14 protein-coding genes and 1 pseudogene are annotated in these 17,704 nt (G+C 44.4%); 8 read left to right on the top strand and 7 right to left on the bottom strand.

Going from position 1 to position 17,704, the window contains the following annotated elements; genetic code table 11:
• Positions 1-754 precede the first annotated feature (754 nt).
• Complete coding sequence (locus QUB06_RS08335) at positions 755-883, top strand: hypothetical protein (protein WP_333434897.1); 129 nt, start codon at positions 755-757, stop codon at positions 881-883.
• A 71-nt stretch (positions 884-954) separates the two neighbouring features.
• On the opposite strand, the gene QUB06_RS08330 is transcribed toward QUB06_RS08335, so the two are convergent.
• Positions 955-5,412 (bottom strand): tetratricopeptide repeat protein, encoded by a 4,458-nt coding sequence (locus tag QUB06_RS08330; protein ID WP_333434896.1) that lies wholly within the window; start codon positions 5,410-5,412, stop codon positions 955-957.
• Between the two features lie 39 nt (positions 5,413-5,451).
• On the opposite strand from QUB06_RS08330, the gene rpiA reads away from it, so the two are divergent.
• On the top strand, positions 5,452-6,168 hold the full coding sequence (rpiA, locus tag QUB06_RS08325; RefSeq protein ID WP_333434895.1) for a ribose-5-phosphate isomerase RpiA: 717 nt from the start codon (positions 5,452-5,454) through the stop codon (positions 6,166-6,168).
• A gap of 152 nt (positions 6,169-6,320) precedes the next feature.
• On the opposite strand, the gene QUB06_RS08320 is transcribed toward rpiA, so the two are convergent.
• Positions 6,321-6,524 carry a hypothetical protein gene (locus QUB06_RS08320; protein WP_333434894.1) on the bottom strand — a complete coding sequence of 68 codons (204 nt, stop codon included), beginning with the start codon at positions 6,522-6,524 and terminating at the stop codon, positions 6,321-6,323.
• Here QUB06_RS08320 and QUB06_RS08315 point away from each other — a divergent pair.
• Positions 6,484-7,668, top strand: coding sequence for an aldo/keto reductase (locus QUB06_RS08315; protein WP_445251363.1), 1,185 nt, complete (start codon positions 6,484-6,486; stop codon positions 7,666-7,668). The genes QUB06_RS08320 and QUB06_RS08315 overlap by 41 nt on opposite strands.
• A 214-nt stretch (positions 7,669-7,882) precedes the next feature.
• A complete protein-coding gene (locus QUB06_RS08310) occupies positions 7,883-8,638 on the top strand; it encodes a Fe-Mn family superoxide dismutase (protein ID WP_333434893.1) in 756 nt (251 codons plus the stop codon).
• A 66-nt stretch (positions 8,639-8,704) separates the two neighbouring features.
• Here QUB06_RS08310 and rsmG read toward each other — a convergent pair whose 3' ends face one another.
• Together rsmG and QUB06_RS08300 are read right to left on the bottom strand one after the other, a co-directional pair.
• A complete protein-coding gene (rsmG, locus tag QUB06_RS08305; protein WP_333434892.1) occupies positions 8,705-9,448 on the bottom strand; it encodes a 16S rRNA (guanine(527)-N(7))-methyltransferase RsmG in 744 nt (247 codons plus the stop codon).
• 166 nt (positions 9,449-9,614) lie between these two features.
• Positions 9,615-10,286 carry an energy-coupling factor ABC transporter ATP-binding protein gene (locus QUB06_RS08300; RefSeq protein WP_333434891.1) on the bottom strand — a complete coding sequence of 224 codons (672 nt, stop codon included), beginning with the start codon at positions 10,284-10,286 and terminating at the stop codon, positions 9,615-9,617.
• Positions 10,287-10,658: 372 nt separating this feature from the next.
• On the opposite strand from QUB06_RS08300, the gene QUB06_RS08295 reads away from it, so the two are divergent.
• The 4 genes from QUB06_RS08295 to QUB06_RS08280 all read left to right on the top strand — a co-directional run bounded on the left by QUB06_RS08295 (position 10,659) and on the right by QUB06_RS08280 (position 13,998).
• A complete protein-coding gene (locus QUB06_RS08295; protein ID WP_333434890.1) occupies positions 10,659-11,675 on the top strand; it encodes a Sll0314/Alr1548 family TPR repeat-containing protein in 1,017 nt (338 codons plus the stop codon).
• Between the two features lie 127 nt (positions 11,676-11,802).
• Positions 11,803-12,255 (top strand): DUF3531 family protein, encoded by a 453-nt coding sequence (locus QUB06_RS08290; protein ID WP_333434889.1) that lies wholly within the window; start codon positions 11,803-11,805, stop codon positions 12,253-12,255.
• 218 nt (positions 12,256-12,473) lie between these two features.
• Positions 12,474-12,905: an NUDIX domain-containing protein gene (locus tag QUB06_RS08285; RefSeq protein ID WP_333434888.1), complete on the top strand. Its 432-nt coding sequence runs from the start codon at positions 12,474-12,476 to the stop codon at positions 12,903-12,905.
• Between the two features lie 160 nt (positions 12,906-13,065).
• Positions 13,066-13,998, top strand: coding sequence for an Rpn family recombination-promoting nuclease/putative transposase (locus QUB06_RS08280; protein WP_333434932.1), 933 nt, complete (start codon positions 13,066-13,068; stop codon positions 13,996-13,998).
• Positions 13,999-14,023: 25 nt separating this feature from the next.
• Here the strand turns inward: QUB06_RS08280 and QUB06_RS08275 are convergent.
• From QUB06_RS08275 to QUB06_RS08265, 3 genes and pseudogenes are all read right to left on the bottom strand, one after another.
• Positions 14,024-14,293, bottom strand: a pseudogene (locus QUB06_RS08275) (Uma2 family endonuclease); the annotation flags it as partial.
• Positions 14,290-16,959, bottom strand: coding sequence for a leucine-rich repeat domain-containing protein (locus QUB06_RS08270; protein WP_333434887.1), 2,670 nt, complete (start codon positions 16,957-16,959; stop codon positions 14,290-14,292). The pseudogene QUB06_RS08275 and the gene QUB06_RS08270, both read right to left, overlap by 4 nt.
• Positions 16,960-17,322: 363 nt before the next feature.
• The gene (locus QUB06_RS08265) at positions 17,323-17,694 is read right to left on the bottom strand and encodes a phage holin family protein (RefSeq protein WP_333434886.1); all 372 of its coding nucleotides are present in this window, start codon (positions 17,692-17,694) and stop codon (positions 17,323-17,325) included.
• Between the last annotated feature and the right edge of the window lie 10 nt (positions 17,695-17,704).

The following is a 17,704-nucleotide window of genomic DNA, read 5'->3' as shown; positions in this document are numbered from 1 at the left end:
TAGTTGTTATTGGTTATTGGTTATTTCTTATTGTTTGTTACCTGCTACTAAGGAATTGGTACCCGAAACTAAATACACAATGAATAAATATCGATAGCGAACTACCGAGCTTTATTCATGAAAAATTTTAAGCACAAATTTGATAGTATTATCGAAAGCTCCACATATAGCGGTTCTTGGTCAGGTGAGGTACATCCTTGAAGCTAAAAAGCTTGACAATCAAGGAATTAAGGGTACCTCACTAGGGTCAATACTTAGGACAGTTTTTGATTCCCAACCTGAGAATAAGGGTTTCAAGGCTCCAAGGCAATTGAGCTACCAACGGAAAATCGAGGGTGTCAGATTACGAACTAAAAACTGTCCAGACTATTATGGGGAAAGAATTTTGTAAAGGATGATAAATAAACCTACCAAAATAAGTAACACAGCAAATACTGTACCAAGCCAGCTATCTGTTTGAAGGTGGATTTCAAATGAGTGTATTTTTACCAAACCGCCACCCACCAAAGTTACAGCAAGAGTTATAAGTATTAGTCCACTAATTACGGCGTCAGACCAATCCATACGATTACATCCTAGATGTTCCTTTTGTCTAAACTAAAGGTTTTGACAAGAGGGATAGCAAAGAGCGTTCAATTTAATAGTAATCTACTTTTGGCAAAAAGTCATTAGGGATGTAGCACGAAATCATCCTGCTGGTAAGGAGGTGAGTGTGCCAGTGGCGCTGTAGGGTGATGTCGAGGATTAGCAAAATTTGTACCAGTTCCAGAAGTCTTGCTCGTCAACTCGATCGAATGCGATCGCCCACAGCCCTCTCCAATGCTTGATAGGCGATCGCACCCTGAGAACACAGAGAGAGTTGACCGTTGAGGGTGCAGACTAATGTTATTGGTTATTGGTTATTAGCAGCCCCAAGCGAGTAACAAATAACCAATAACTGATAACAGTCAACCGTCAACCGTCAACTGACAAAAGTTTTTGAAACACCTCATACATATCCTCAGCCAACTTTTTAGGATTCCACAAAGGTGCGAGATGTTCTGGCTGCTTAGATTTTACTAAATGCTCTTTCACCGCATTTCGGAAACCAGCATCCCTGCCAAACTTAACTCCCCACTGCGTGTATTCCTCCCAAGTCCACGCCGCACCAACATCAAGATTTGCACTTTTCAGAAAAGCGTAACCCATGCGCGAAAGATATTGGTCGCCGGAGCGAGTTACGACTGGCAAATTCGCCCACAAAGCCTCTAAATTGTGAGTCCCCCCGTTGTAAGGATAGGAATCTAAAAGCACGTCGGCTACATAATAAATAGCCCGGTGTTCTTCCTCACTTCGGGTTTGCCCTATAAACTTAATCCGACCAAAATCTACTCCCTGAATTTCACATTCTTCGCGGTAAGTGCTGTGAATAATATCGGGGTCGCCTTGACCTTTGCGGATTAACACACTATCTGGTACTTCCTTAAGAATTGTAACTTGAGCTCGTACCATTTCGGGATTGGTTTTTCGCCCTGGCGCAACGCACAGATAAGTCATTTGATCCAAGCCAATTCCAAGAGCATTTCTAATCGCCTCTCGATTCACAGGAATGCTTTGCAGTGCGCCAATTGCTACGGAACAAACAGGCAATCTTACTAACTGTTCTAAGTAATTTTTTTCCACACCAGGGGGGTGAGTGTGTTCGTCGCAGAGAAAGTAGTGATTATCTGAAATGTAGGGTGCGTCAAATCCCAGCCAAGACACGCAAATTCCCGCAGGATATTGATACAGCACTTCGACATTTGTTGGGACTGTCATCGAGTCTAAGTCTATCAAAACATCCAAGTTGTCTTGCGCTACTTCGGCAAAGAGTTCGCCGCCGTCAGCAAAGCCGTTTGGATATTTTTTAGGCCAGTAAAACTTGCCCGCCATGTCTTCAAACCGCTGCGTAACTTCATCTCGGTGGAGTTTGCCGGTGACGTAAAGGTGAACGTGGGGGGTGATGTGGCTTAATTCGCGAATTAAAGCTTCGCTGCACCAGCCTACTGAGTGGCGGCGGAAGTGTTTGGAAAGGAAGCCGATTTTTAAAGGACGCTGTTCTTTTGTTTGGTAATTTGCTAGGTTGCTTCTGTTAATTTCCTGGCGCTTAGGAACGGCTTTTTGGTAGTATTCTTTGGCAATGAGTCTGTAGAAACTGGCATTTTTTTCTCGGTTGTCTCGCAGGTGAGAAACTGCAAACAGGAAGATTTCGTAGAGCAGTTTTAGTTCGATTACGCTAAAGGTTTCGACCTTTTCGTAGCAGAGTTTTTCGATTTCTTCGAGTTTCTGAATTGCCTGTTTGCTGACACCTGATTGCAGGTAGGAAAAGACGTAGGCTGTAGCTGACATGATGGGGGCATTTTCGCCGCAGTTTTCGCAGTATTTGTCGGCTACGCTGCGGGCTCCGGCGAGGTTGGTGGAATGACTTAGCAAGTCGCACAATTGTTGGTAGGCTTCGCTAAATTTGGGGTTGCATTGGAGCGCCTTTTCAAAATTGGCGATCGCCTCCAACGGCTTATCTTGTTTCTGAATGTGTCCCATCCGGCAGTAAACCTCTGCCCAATTCGGTTTTAATGCCAGGGCTTGCTGATAGCTGGCTAAAGCTTCTTCCAGCCGCCCCTGCATGGAAAAACAACTGCCGAGGTTAGCGTGAACTTCCGGCCAGTCGGGCTTGATTTTCAGAGTGTTTTGATAATTAATAATTGCTTCGTCGTACTTGTTTTGCTGCAAAAAAGAATTGGCTATATTGAAGTGCAGAACTTCTAAGTGCGGCTTTAAAGCTACAGCTTTCTGATAGTAAGCGATGGCGGCGTCGAGATTGCCTTGTTGCGATCGCGCGCTGCCGATGTTACCGTAAGCTTCGGCCCAATCCGGTTTAATGGCGATCGCTTTTTCGTAGCTTTCGATGGCTTCCTCGCGCTTTCCTTGGCTGAAAAGTCGATTACCTAAGTTAAAGTGGAAGTCTGCACCGACTAGCTGCGGGTTGAGTTCGGATGTTCTTTTAAAACAGGCGATCGCAGCTTCGATGTTGCCGTGTTTCTGATATACTTTCCCTAAGTTCCAGTGAGCGCCCGCTAAATCGGGACTGAGGGCAATGGCTTGCTGGTAATGGGCGATCGCTTCTTCCAAACGCCCCATTTTGAAATACATACTGCCGATATTGGCCCGCACTTCCGCAAAATTTGGCTGCAATTCTAGGGCTTGAGAATACGATCGAATCGCAGCTTCTGTTTTGCCTACTGCTTGCAAAGCATTGCCTAAAGTGACGTAAGCGTGGATGAAATCCGGTCGGATTTTTATCGCTTGCTGACAAGCTGCGATCGCCTCTTTAATTTTACCTTGAACTAAAAAGTTTTCTGCCAGTGTTTTGTAGGGTTCTACTTCTTCAAAATTGGCAACTTGTCCGCTATCTGGAACATTGAGCGCGGTAACTTGTTCGGAAACTTCGGCGGGATTTGTAAATGGAGTATTTAAAGTCTCAGTGGTTGGTGCTGGCGGCAAATTGATGCTCGAAGGCTGCAAGCCGTAGCCTTCATCTTTGTTGACAGATACTGGTTGCTGTTCGCCTGATTCTGTTTCTAATTCGATAAAGTTGCTGTCGGTAGTTTCCCCCTGTTTTTGTGCGAGCAAACTCGATAGTTTCTCAGCCGCGCTGGCATCTCCCGGTTGCTGTTGCAGCACTTTTTGATAGCAAGCAATTGCTGCATCTAACTTTTGTTGCTGCTGTAAAACGCTGCCCAGCATCATATTAACCGAAGACAATTCAGGATTAATGGCGAGAGCTTTTTGGTAATAATTTGCCGCCTCTTCCAATTGCCCTAATTGGTAATACATACTGCCGAGATTCGCGCTGGCTTCAGCAAATTTTGGCTGAATTTCTAAAGCTTGCAAGTAAGCTTGAATTGCCACTTCCAGTTTGCCTTGAGCGTGCTGGGCATTGCCCATTGTCAAGTAAGCAGCAGCAAAATTGGGTTGAAATTTAAGAGCGAGATTGCAAGAGGCGATCGCCTTTTCAAATTCTCCTTGCAAAACATAAACTTCCGCCAACTTTTTATGAACTTCTGCATCTTTTGGATTAAACTCTAAAGCTTTCTGATAGTTCTCGATTGCGCCACCGAGATCACCTCGATCTTTCAGCCAATTTCCCTTTTGAAAATAATCTCTCACTGCCTCTAAACCTACTAAAGAATTCCCGATCATTGGCTCTGCCACTCTTACAGGTTTTACACTAATAATATTCAACCATTCTACCCACTCTCGGGATCGCACCGACCAAGTACACCCTCGATTTATATATTCTACCTGCTGTCTCAGATGATTTTCAGCAGTTGCGCCGCCCGCACCCGTGCCCTCATTTAATACTCCGACTATCGCCTCTAAAAACCGCCTTGTATATCCCTCCCAATCTGGTTTACCCGCCCGCTTCCAATTAGTTATCGATGCAAAATTTTCCACCCCTGACATTGAAACTAGACGGGCAAATCCAGCAGTTGTTTCCGGCAAAGCTGCCAATTCACTCGTCACAATCCGGCAACCGCTGGCCATTGCCTCCATCACGGCAATAGATGAGGTTTCTAAATAGGTATTCGGGTAAGCTAAAACCGCGACTGAACGCAGTTGCCGGACGAGTTCGGGTTGCGGTACGGAACCGATGTACTCGACGCCTTCTGTTTCCTGACACTGGCGGTAAAGTTGACCGAAAAAAAGCTTGTTATCATTGTCGTCTATTTGGTGTACTTTCATGCTTGAAAATACTTTTAATCTGGTTCCGGGGACAGCTTGGCGAATTTCGGGAAAGACTTTTAACAAAATATCAAGTCCGCGAAAGGGAGTGCTGGTGTAAGCTAGAATGGGCGGTCGAGATTTATGAGAGAGGATAGAAATATTATCGGCGAAAATGTTAGCAAAACAAGGTGCGATCGCATTTCTTAAAACACAACTGCGATTAAAGTCAATCCCAAAGCGCCGATGAAATTGCTCGCGCTGCCAGTCGCTGACAAATACAAAGGCATCGCAAGCATTGATTTCTCGAACGTTCTTAAAATCTTGGAGGAATACAAAGCCGGGTTCGTTATGAATCCACAAAATTAATTGAGTGCGATCGCCCAAAAGCGGCTTGATTTCCAGCGCTTTGCCGACTATATTGACTATAACTAAAAAATCGAGCGCTCGCAGCAATTCTAAATTAGATTTGTCCCCCACCCTACGCCTGCAATCAACGCCGCGCGAAATCCCCGACTCGGAAGTATTGTTGAGCAAAAATACCTCGTTTCCCTGTGCAGCCAACGCCTCAGCTAAGTAACAAATAGCCGACTGAGTGCCGCCCAAAGGTTGGCAGTAAGGAGTTTCAATATTGTAATCCCAAGTGTAGGTATCGAGAAATCCGATTTTCATTCAATGGTATAATCTTAAAACTATTAAGGAGTACCGAACATGACCACAGAACAAGATCCCGTAAAATTGATGAAACAGCAAGTCGGCTTTGCTGCTGCCGATCGCGTAAAATCTGGTATGATTGTCGGACTCGGCACCGGGTCAACTACAGCTTATACTATTCAAGCGTTGGGCGATCGCATAAAATCCGGTCAACTCAAAGATATCAAGGGAGTACCGACATCTTTTCAATCTGAAGTGTTAGCCAAACAGTACGGAGTCCCGCTGGCAACACTAGATGAAATCGACAGAATTGATGTTGCTATTGACGGCGCGGATGAAGTAGATCCCCACCTCAACTTAATTAAAGGTGGCGGCGCGGCCCACACCCGCGAAAAAGTAGTAGATTACCTCGCAAATCAGTTTATTGTAGTAGTGGACAGTTCCAAAATCGTAGATAAATTGGGTTCGACTTTTCGCGTGCCCATCGAAGTTATACCAATGGCATTAACACCAGTGATGCGCGCCATTGAAAAATTGGGTGGCAAACCCGAACTCCGCATGGGCGTGAAAAAAGCAGGCCCCGTAATTACCGATCAAGGTAATATGGTAATCGATGTCAAATTTGATGACATTGCCAACCCCGGCGAAATGGAAAAAAGCTTGAACAACATTCCCGGTGTCTTAGAAAATGGTTTGTTTGTAGACTGTACAGATTTGGTTTTAGTCGGCGAAATCACAGACGGAAAACCAGTAGTACGGGAGATTTCTAAATAGTCAAAACGGCCCCACTGGTGGTCAAAAACTCTTTGTGGAACAGGCATCTTGCCTGTTCATGAGAATGCTGCAATATGGGAGTTACAACCCGCAAAACTACCAAAAACCAGGTTTCTTACCCTATAGCAACCGCCAAGACTATTAAAAAGTTCTTAATCAGTGAAACCCTTGCGATTGTTACATCTTCCTTCTTCCTTCTTCCTTCTTCCTTCTTCCTTCTCCCTTCTCCCTTCTTCCTGACATCCGTTACATCCGTTACAGAATCCGTTGCCGAACTTCCTTCTTCCTGATGCTATAGCTTTGACTTTGATTATGATGATGCAATATCGCAGATTCGGTCGCACAGAATTATCCATGCCCGTCTTTTCCTGCGGTGGCATGAGATATCAGTACAAATGGCAAGACGTGCCAGCCAATGAAATTCCCCCAGACAATCAACAAAATCTAGAAGCGACGATTCGCTACTCGGTTGAATGCGGCATCAATCACATAGAAACTGCTCGCGGTTACGGCACTTCCGAGATGCAACTGGGGTGGATTTTTCCGAATTTTTCCCGCGAAAAGTTGATAGTGCAAACGAAAGTTAGTCCCAAACCAAACTCCCAAGAGTTCCGCGAAGACTTTGAAAAATCATTAGCTTATTTGCAACTGGAATACGTCGATTTACTGTCACTACACGGCATTAACACGTGGGAATTGCTAGAGGAGTCTATCCGTCCGGGCGGCTGCATGGATGTGGCGAGAAAGTTGCAAGCAGAAGGGAAAGTTAAGTTTATTGGTTTTTCCACTCACGGCCCGACGGATGTGATTGTCAAAACAATTGAAACTAATCAATTTGATTATCTTAACTTGCACTGGTACTACATCAATCAAAGTAATTGGCAGGCTATTGAAGCTGCTAAACGTCACGATATGGGCGTTTTTATTATCAGTCCTTCCGACAAAGGCGGTCAACTTTACAGCCCGCCGCAAAAATTGGTAGATTTGTGCTATCCGCTGAGTCCGATGGTGTTTAATGATTTGTTTTGTTTGTCGCATCCGCAAGTACACACTTTGAGTTTGGGGGCAGCCAAACCTGAAGATTTTAACGAGCATCTGAAAGCTGTAGAATTGTTAGATAGAGCTGATGAAATTTTGCCACCGATATTAGAAAAATTAGAAAAAGCAGCAATTGATAAATTAGGAGAACATTGGTTTAAGACTTGGCACGTCGGTTTACCAACTATCGAAAATACTCCCGGAGGTATTAATATTTATGTGATTTTGTGGCTGTGGAATTTGGCGCAGGCTTACGATACGATCGACTATTGCAAGATGCGCTACAACCTCTTAGGTAATGCGGGCCACTGGTTCCCCGGCCAAAAAGCCGATCGCCTCAATGAATTAGACTTGCGCCGCTGTCTAGCCCACAGTCCCCACGCTGCTAAAATTCCCGGTATTCTTCAAGCAGCCGATCGGCTTTTTGGAGGCGAAGCCATCCAACGCTTGTCCCAAGAATAATCGCAAAAAAACCCGGTTTCGAGACAGAAACCGGGTTGGTGAACCGGAGCACGTGAGTTAGTTACGCGCATACAATTAGCCTATACTTGAGAAACTCTCACAACCATCGCCCATCCGTCTCATCCATTCGGGCGATACAACTTTTTTTCTCAACTCACTCCCATTTTGCTTTAATCTGAGATAAAACAGTTAATAATTCACTTAGGTACTTTTTATGACTCTCAAACGCCGAGATTTCTTGTATTTGGTGACTGCCACCGTCGGAGCCATTACCGCAGGTGCTTGCCAAGCGTCAGGAAATAATGTATCTCAAGCAAGTCCAATTGCAGAAAGCCCAAAAATAGCCCAAACTCCGGGGCCTTTTACACTGCCACCTCTGCCCTACGAATACAATGCTTTAGAACCGCACATCGATGCGCGGACAATGCAATTTCACCACGACAAACACCACGCCGCTTACGTTAAAAACCTCAACGATGCTGTCAGCAAATACCAGCAACTAAAAAATATCACTGCGGAAAATATGCTGCGAGATTTGAGCAAAGTGCCGGAAGATATTCGCACAACCGTGCGTAACAATGGCGGCGGACACCTAAATCACAGTATGTTTTGGGAAATCATGAGTCCCAACGGCGGCGGCGAACCTACAGGGGCAATTGCAACAGCAATTAAGCAAACTTTCGGCAGTGTTGACGATTTTAAAACAAAATTTAACGAGGCCGGCGCCAAGCGTTTTGGCAGCGGTTGGGTGTGGCTAGTCCGTAATAAAGCTGGCAAACTTGAGATTACAACTACGGCAAATCAAGACACTCCTTTCATGGAGGGCAACTATCCAATTATGGGTAACGATGTTTGGGAACACGCTTATTATCTCAAATACCAAAATTTGCGCGCCGACTACTTAAAAGCTTGGTGGAATGTTGTTAATTGGGCAGAAATTAACAAGCGCTACGAAAAGGCGATCGGGTAGTTTTCAATTAGATGAAATACAGGACACGGCCGATGAAATACAGGACACGGCAGTGCCGTGTCCCTACTAGCGCACGGGACGATCGAACTGCTGTACAACTTTCCGCAAGTAAACGCAGTGCCGCGCACCCTGACTCGTGGGCGTTGTGAATGCTTCTACTGACTCAACGGTGCCGCCCAAATGCTCGATCGCCCTTTGCAACTCCGTTTCTTCCTCCACCGTCCAATTTCCACGGTAAAGTACAGCCAAACCGCCATTTTTCAGCAGAGGCAGCGCGCATTTAGCGCAGATAGGAGCGGCTCCAACAGCTCGGAGAACGGCTAAATCATAAGCTTGTTTGTGCTGCGGCTGTCGGGCAATTTCATCGGCTCTGCCCAACAAAGTCGCAGCATTTTCTATGCCTAAAGACGGCAAAACTGTTTCCAAGAAATCAATTTTCTTGCGAGTAGAATCGAGCAAAGTAACTGATAGTTGCGGCAGGGCGATCGCGATCGGCAACCCCGGAAAACCCCCACCTGTCCCGATATCGATCACTTTCTGCACCGACTCGGCGGCAAATTCGGGATTTTCCGCCGAATTGTGATTAGCTGGCAGCAGTCTCGCAATTCCCCGCAGAGAATCCCACAAATGTTTTTCCCAAAACTCCATCGGCTCAGTAATTCGAGTTAAATTCAAGGAGCGATTTCCCTCGACAATTAACTCGTAAAGCCGCTGAAATTGTTGCTGCTGGGACTCATCAGGCTGCCAATTCAGCGTTTTTTGCCACAACTCGTTCATCTGGGGCAACACAGGCATTGTAATTTGATTCATCTTCTATTCCCACTCTTTTGTAAGCTCTGCAAATTCTCTGCACTTAAAAATGCTTCATAATGCGATATACCCGCCGCAGTAACGAATGACTAATGACTACTGACTAATGACTAATGACTAATGACTAATGACTAATGACTAATGACTAATGACTAATGACTAATGACTAATGACTAACAAAACTGGTTTCCTTAGCTTCTAATTTAGCCCGATCGACCTCCTGCAAATCCCCGTGGTCTAAAGTCCAAAATCGATCGGCAACGCTCAACAAATCGCTAGCATCGTGAGTGACAATCAACAAAGTCCAGTGACTTTTCAACTTACTCAACAAGCTTACCAACTGCCGCCGCATCGACCAATCCAAACCCGCCGTCGGTTCGTCCAAAAGTAGCAAATGCGGCTGCCGAATTAGCTGCACCGCCAGGGCTACCCTGCGCTGTTGTCCGCCGCTCAAAGCGTGGGGGGAAGCGCGCAGCGGCAAATGTCCGAGTCCCACTTCTGCCATTGCTAAGTTAATTTGTTCTTGTCCCAATTCAGGATGACCCAACCGCAATTCTTCTAAAATTGTGCCTCCGCAAAAATGCCTTTCTGGAAACTGGAATACTAACCCTCCTAACTGTTGCAAGTGTTCCGGTGTTAATTCTTGTTCCCGCCAACGGATGTCGCCGCTAGTTTTTTCCGCTAAACCTGCTAATATTTCTAATAGCGTACTTTTGCCTGAACCGCTGCGACCCACAATCAGCCCCATTTGCTGCGAGGGAAGTTCTAAGTTAATATTTTTCAGAATAGCATTCGGACAGGCTGTAGGATGATATACTAAGTTTTTTAGATAAAGCATTAACGCAATTGGTAATTGGGGAGAAGGAAGGCACTACACGAATTTTGACACGGATACACGGATTAATTATCGAGCCTCAGCCATTTGTTTCTGGTTGTTGCCGATCGCACACAATTATTTTACATAAATCTTTACAAAAATTTCCTTTCTTTTCAGGATGGGCGTTTGATTTTTCGGTTTTTTCATGGTATATTTTAATAATGGGAATCTGTCCTTTAATATATTACAAGTCACACTTCCATTATTAAAATATACCTCAACAACCATAAAAAATCAAGCAAATTTCACTCTTTTTTTGGTCGCGGCCCGAGAGTCTGAAGATTTAACTCTCTTGTTTCTAGTTTACAGTATATTCCATTCAGAGAATTGACGATGACGAAAACCCCTTTAGCATCGCTGGGCAAGCAAATGTTAAGTTCTAAACAGACAGTGCGGGCGATCGCCAGTGCAGGAGCGATCGCCCTCAGCCTCTGCATTAACTCAGCAGTAGCGGGCGATCCCTTTCGCAGCAGCAACCCGCAGGCGATCGGGCCCAACACCGAAACCGCTTTCAAAACAATGTTTCAGCAAGGAAACTACAAACAAGCAAAAACTCAAATTCAACAAGCACTATCAGCCGAACCAAACGAGCCGCTAGCCTATGCAATGGCAGCCTCCCTATCCTACATCGAAAAAGACTTCAACTCGATGAATTCCTACGCGCAAAAAACCCGCGAAGTCGGCGAAAACTTGACTAAAACTAATCCATTGCGCGGCAACATCTACACAGCAGCCGGTCACTTTCTAGAAGGGGCGAACATTATAGCCAAAGAAGGAACAGCCAAAGGCGCGCCCCAAGCTTTGAGTAAATTGCGAGTAGTATTTCAATACCTAGAGGCCGCCGATAAAATAGCGCCCAACGACCCCGAACTCAACCTGATCAAAGGCTACATGGACTTAATGCTAGCCACAAACCTGCCATTTTCCAACCCCAACGAAGCAATTCAAAGACTCGAACAAAAAGCCTCTCCCCGCTACTTAGCTTATCGCGGCGTGGCCGTCGGCTATCGAGACTTGAAAAAGTACGATCGCGCTTTAGAATTTGCCAACAAATCCCTAGCAGAAACGCCCAACAATCCCGAAGTTCTATATCTAAAAGGACAAATCTTGTTTTCCCAATCCCAGGGGAAAGACAGCAACAAAACCTTACTTGAGGAAGCCCGAAAAAACTTCGACGCCGCCTTAGCAAAACCAGACCAACTGCCGCGCAGTTTAGTAGCCGAAATTTTCTTTCAGCAGTGCAGAACCCGCAACCGTCTCGACAGCAAATCTCGCGACTGCGACCCGATGCGCGATAAAATTAGAGATGCAGATGGAGTCTGGGGGCCGGCGGCCTTACCACCACTATAAAAAGAGTCAGAGGGAAGTCAGAAGTCAGGAGTCAGGAGAAAAATTCTCCCTCTCTCCCTCTCTCCCAATTTTCCTCTCTCCCGCAATCCCATTCCTGCAATTCCATTCCCTTTATTTGATAAAATTGATGCAAGTAGAGTTTCGCGAGTTTAACCCCTTTGACCTCTGGATTTGGCTGAAGTTCAGCAACGTGCCTTCAAACGGTGAAAAACAGTATGTTGAAGAAGTGTTTGACTCTTGGTTTTTCTTGGGAAAACTGGGAGGATTTAATGCGGAAAATTTGCAAGTTCAAGATGAAGGATTAGACATCAGTGATATGAATTACGATGTTAATCTAGCAGACCAAAGCATGATGGCTTTGATGCACAATATGGGAGAAATGGAGTATCAAGGTTCTTGGGCTCGCTGCTGGTTTGATTTGGGCACTAGCGATGCAATTGGCCTCGATGTTTTGATTAATGTTTTCCAGCAACTGAGCAAAGAATTCGTAACGATTGAAAAACTCATTATTGGCGGGGAAAATACAGACTGGCCCGTTGACAACAGTCGCCGTCGAGAGGCTTTTGCCGCCGATAATTAAACGTTGGCACGACACGGATGACACGGATACACGGATAATGAGTGATGATTGCTGAGTAATATAGAACTTACGCACGGGTAGTAATGAACCGGGTTTTTTGCATCATACTTCGTTACAGCCCGCATCAACGGCAAAAAACCTGCTGGTTGGGCGAAGTCGGAACCCGGTTTCTTTTGTTTTGGTGTTGATGCGTCATGACTGATGACTGATAACTAATTATGCAAAAAGGTACAATTCGCGTAATTGTTTTAGGATTAATTCAATCGGGCGATCGCATTTTCGTGTCAGAATGCGAATATCCGGTCAAACAAGACACCTTTTACCGAGCTCTGGGCGGTGGCCTAGAATTCGGAGAACACAGCATCGACGCTTTGCAAAGAGAGTTTCAAGAAGAAATTCAAGCAGAGTTGACAAACATTAAATATTTGGCTTGTTTGGAAAACTTCTTTGTTTATAATGGCAAAGCGGGACACGAATTAATACAACTATACCAGTGCGATTTTGTTGATTCCAAATTTTATGAATTGGAGAGTCTGGATTTTGCAGACGGAGATGGAGAACATACTGCATTTTGGATGCCGATCGAGCGCTTTCGATCGGGCGAATTGCGCTTAGTTCCAGAACAATTTATCGACTACTGCGAAGGCTGATGCAGTAACAGTTGACAGTTGACAGTTGATAGTTGACTATTACCAATTATATCATGTCCGATCGATTCCCTCCGCTTCGCTTCGCCCGCGATCGATAAGGTTTGAACGCGGTCGATCCACCGGACATGATATTACAAATTAGCGGGTGGATATCACCTAACTGAAAAAGGCTATAATCGATATCTTTAAGTGCAAATATTTCAGGCGACGAGATTCAATCTTTTACAAACTGTTCGGGCAAGCGCCAACTTTGCTGTTCGATCTACTGGCTACAACTCCAGCAAATGCTGCCAATTATCGCTTTGACTCGGTGGCAGTCAAAGAACCTAAATTTGAAATTGAGGGCGTATTCTTGCCACCAGAATCAGATGGTGCAGGCATCGTCTATTTTTGTGAAGTTCAGTTTCAGAAAGATGAACAACTTTACGAACGGTTGTTTGGCGAATCGTTTTTATATTTTTACCGCAATCGCAGTCGTTATAGCGATTGGCAAGCTGTGGTGATTTATCCATCTCGCAGTATTGAACAAAGCGATGTTTATCCTTATCGAGCTCTGCTCAACAGCAATCAAGTGCATCGGGTGTGCTTAGATGAGTTGGGGGATATTCGCGCCTTGCCTTTGGGAATTGCGCTGATGGTGTTGACGACTGTCGAGGAGACTCAAGCGCCAGCAGAAGCAAGGTATTTGCTGAGCCGAGTGCAGCAAGAAGTTGCACCAGAAGCCAGCCGTGACATAATAGAACTATTGACAACTATTATGGCATACAAATTTACACAGTTGAGTCGAGCACAGGTGGAATCGATGTTGGGAATTACGCTGCAGGAAACGAGCTTCTATCAAGAAGCTAAGGTCGAAGGACTGCAGCAAGGACTGCAGCAAGGACTGCAGCAAGGACGACAGGCAGAAGCCTGCGCGCTGATTGTCCGACAATTAACCCGTCGCTTACAACAGGAAGTGTCGGAGGAAATACGATCGCGCCTTGCCAATCTCCCCTTGCCGGTACTCGAAGATTTGAGTGAGGCGCTGTTGGATTTTGCTACTGGGGAGGATTTGCTGGCTTGGCTGGAGGCGCAGCAGTCGGAAAGTCAATAATTTGATGAAATTGTCAGGGCGCTCGATCGGCAAACCAACCCAATTTAGTGCCGCGATTGATAGAGAAAATAATTTTTTTTATCGCTTTATTGGGAGATTGGTCTGGTGATAAAATTTCAATTATCCAATCGGGTGGAATTTCAAAGCGGTTGGCAATTTCTCCATCTCCGTCAAGCGAAATTCTCGACCATTCAAAAACAGCAATATCGGGAACGATCGATCGACCTCCAAAAGTACAGCGCAACTCGGGAAATGCACAGGCTAACTTTTTGCGTTTTTGCTCTTGCGCTTTCAAGTTTGCACGGAAAACTCCTCTGAGTCAATATCCCAGTTTACCCAGCGAATTGCTTCGCGAGCGCATGTCATTTCTGGCGGCACTCGCAAAGCATGAATAAATCCCGTACTCGGACAAGTCATTTTTAATAAATAAATATCTTCTTTTTTCGGAGCACCATCATCACCTTCAAAATCGTCAGGATTGAAGCCATCAATATCGGCATCAATTCTGAGCAGCGTGTATTCTTGGTAGCAATCTAATTCTGTAGCTTGCAATTCTTGACAAATTCTAGCATAACCAATTCCTTGAATTAATACTCGCCTGAGTTCTGCGTTTTCTTCCTCTAACAGCCATTGGGATTGCCATAATTCCGGGTGAATTGCGCCGTATTTTTCAGGTAAGGTTACGCCGTGATACGAGTAGATTTTGTAGCCGTCGGCAAATTCGATCGCGCTTTCTCCTTCTGCGTGGAGGCGGGATTCGCGATCGAGAGAAAGTTTGATGGGGCGAGCGCATACAATACAGGTATTTTCAAACATAAAAATCCAGCCGCATTCTACTAAAAGCTGTTTGACTGCTGCAAAAAGTTTCTGCGCATCTGGTTCTAAAACCATTCCCAAGCCAGAAACGCAGAAATCAGCAATAACCAGAACCTTAAGGAGGTATTTTGGAGTAACTATCCACGAGTATTTCCAAGAGTTGGGAAAAACCGATTGCAATTGTTGTTTTAGCTGTTCTTCCCATTCGATCGACCTCCAAAGTTCCCAGCCTAATTCTGCGATTAATATAAAAGGATGCAAAGCATCTTTTAGCTGTTTTTTAAGTTGCTCGATCTCATTCTCTTGAAATTGGTTCGGAATTTGCACTCGCGATACCATTTCGTGAGGGCTGGTGCAAAAAGTTATTTCAGGAACTTCTAAACCGATAATTGCGCAGACAGCTTTAATGGCGGTTGAAGCTTTGGCAGGATCGAGCGGCCTTGTCGAGTTAGCGAGAGTTCCCCAATTGTGACGGCAAATTTCGATGAAATTCCGATCTTCGGGTGTCAAGCTCACTGTCAGTCCAGTTAAATTTGTCAAATATTTTAGAGGAGTAATGTCTGAGATTGGATTGTTTTCCAGATACAGACTGTTCAAATTAGTTAGAGATTGGAGCGGTGTGATGTCTGATATTTGATTGTTCTCCAAATGCAGATGAGTCACATTAATCAGAGATTGGAGAGGTACGATATCTGATATTGCATTGTAAGACAGATACAGAGTTTTCAAATTAGTCAGAGATTTTAGCAGTGTAATGTCTGATATTTGATTGTATACCAGATTCAGATGAGTCAAATTAGTCAGAGATTTTAGCGGTGTAATGTCTGATATTTGATTGAGGTTCAGATTCAGATGAGTCAAATTAGTCAGAGATTGCAGTGGTGTAAGGTCTGATATTTGATAGTATAACAGATCCAGATGAGTCAAATTCTTCAGAGATTGCAGGGGTGCGAAGTCTGATATTTGATTGCGGCCCAGATTCAGATGAGTCAAATTAGTCAGAGATTGCAGGGGTGTGATGTCTGATATTTGATTGATGTTCAGATCCAGATGAGTCAAATTAGTCAGAGATTGCAGGGGTGTAATGTCTGATATTTGATTTTGGTACAGATTCAGCTCAGTCAAATTCTTCAGAGATTGTAGGGGTGTAATGTCTGATATTCCTCGATCGTCGTTCAGATTCAGATGAGTCAAATTAGTCAGAGATTGCAGGGGTGTAATGTCTGATATTTGATTGTATACCAGATCCAGATGAGTCAAATTAGTCAGAGATTGCAGGGGTGTGATGTCTGAGATTAGAGTGTTGCCCAGCCCCAGATTTTCCAAATTAGTCAGGGATTGCAGGGATATGATGTTTGATATTTTATTGCTAGACAAAAACAGCCACTTCAAATTAGTCAGAGATTTTAGCGATGTAATGTCTGATATTTGATTGTTGGACAGCTTCAGCTCAGTCAAATGAATCAGAGATTGTAGGGGTGTGATGTCTGATATTTGATTTTCCGACAAAAACAAGTACCTCAAATTAGTCAAAAATTGTAGGGTTGTGATGTCTGATATTTGATTTTCCGACAAAAACAAGTACCTCAAATTAGTCAAAAATTGTAGGGTTGTGATGTCTGATATTTGATTTTCCCACAGAAACAACACCGTCAAATTAGTCATAAATTGCAGGGGTGTGATGTCTGATATTTGATTGTTGTTTAGACCCAGCCATTGCAAATTAGTTAGAGAATGCAGGGGTGCGATATCAGATATTTTATTTTCTTCTAAACTTAGATATTTCAAATTAGTCAAATATTCCAAAACAGAGATGTCGGATAGTCGATTGTGTATTAGATTCAGATGAGTCAAATTAGTCAGAGATTTTAGCGATGTAATGTCTGATATTCGATTGTTGTTTAGATCCAGCTCTGTCAAATTAGTCAGAGATTGCAGGGGGGTAATGTCTGATATTTGATTGTTGGACAGCTTCAGCTCATTACAGGTTGACAGTATCCGATTTGCTTCATCAATGTCAGAAGTGCCAGCAGATTTTAACAGTACCTCAACTGTATGTTTTGCTGTTTCACAAAGGCTGTCTTTGTGTAAGTACCAGTTGGTAAAGCTGTTGACTTCAACAGGATTTGGTTGTTGTTCTGACATAGGACATCAATATTAGAAAAGTCGTGCAGTCTGGAGGCCCGGCAGGGATTTAAACCCCTGCCTCATAGCAAAAGTCGGTTGAACCCGACTGAATTTCAACTAAAATTAATGAGGTCGATCGAACTTTTATAAAATATTTTCTGTAAACTTGTGCATTGTTTTAATATTAGCAGTCCGTTAAAACGGACTTTCGCTATTAGCCAGGGGTTTAAACCCCTGGCGGACTTTCGGAATAGCCCTCGAACTGTTGGGGGTAAGCTGTAAATCGCCTGGAAACCAGTTTTAATGCAGCTAAGAATGCATTAAGGTGCGCACTGCGCACCCTACAAAGTAATTGCCAAACTGATGACTGATGACTTATAACTAGCGAAAACTAGGCAGAGTCCGCAATAGCTCATAGAGCAAAGAGTTGATAAAACCGAGGGCGATCGCCCCAAGCATTGCACTCCAAATTCCCCACCGCAACCGAAATCCTTCGACTAGCCAAGCCGCCAATCCAAACATAGCAGCGTTGATAACAATCGCAAACAAGCTATAAGTTGGCAACGCAACTGGTCCAAAATTTCCCACAAAAAGCGGCCGCACAAAAGCATTCAGCAATCCAAACACGGCAGCCGAAATCATAGCTTTTCCAAAACTGTCAATATCTACCCCGATGGGCAACTTGGAAAGAATAAAAAAGCTCACAGAATTAACCAGCCAAGCAATTGCCACCGAAAAGATGTCGAGCTTCATTTGGCAACCT

The organism is Microcoleus sp. D2_18a_D3, assembly GCF_036702455.1.
Taxonomy (GTDB): domain Bacteria; phylum Cyanobacteriota; class Cyanobacteriia; order Cyanobacteriales; family Microcoleaceae; genus Microcoleus.
The sequence above is the reverse complement of the archived record's forward strand: the minus strand, read 5'-3'. Positions and strand labels throughout refer to the sequence as shown.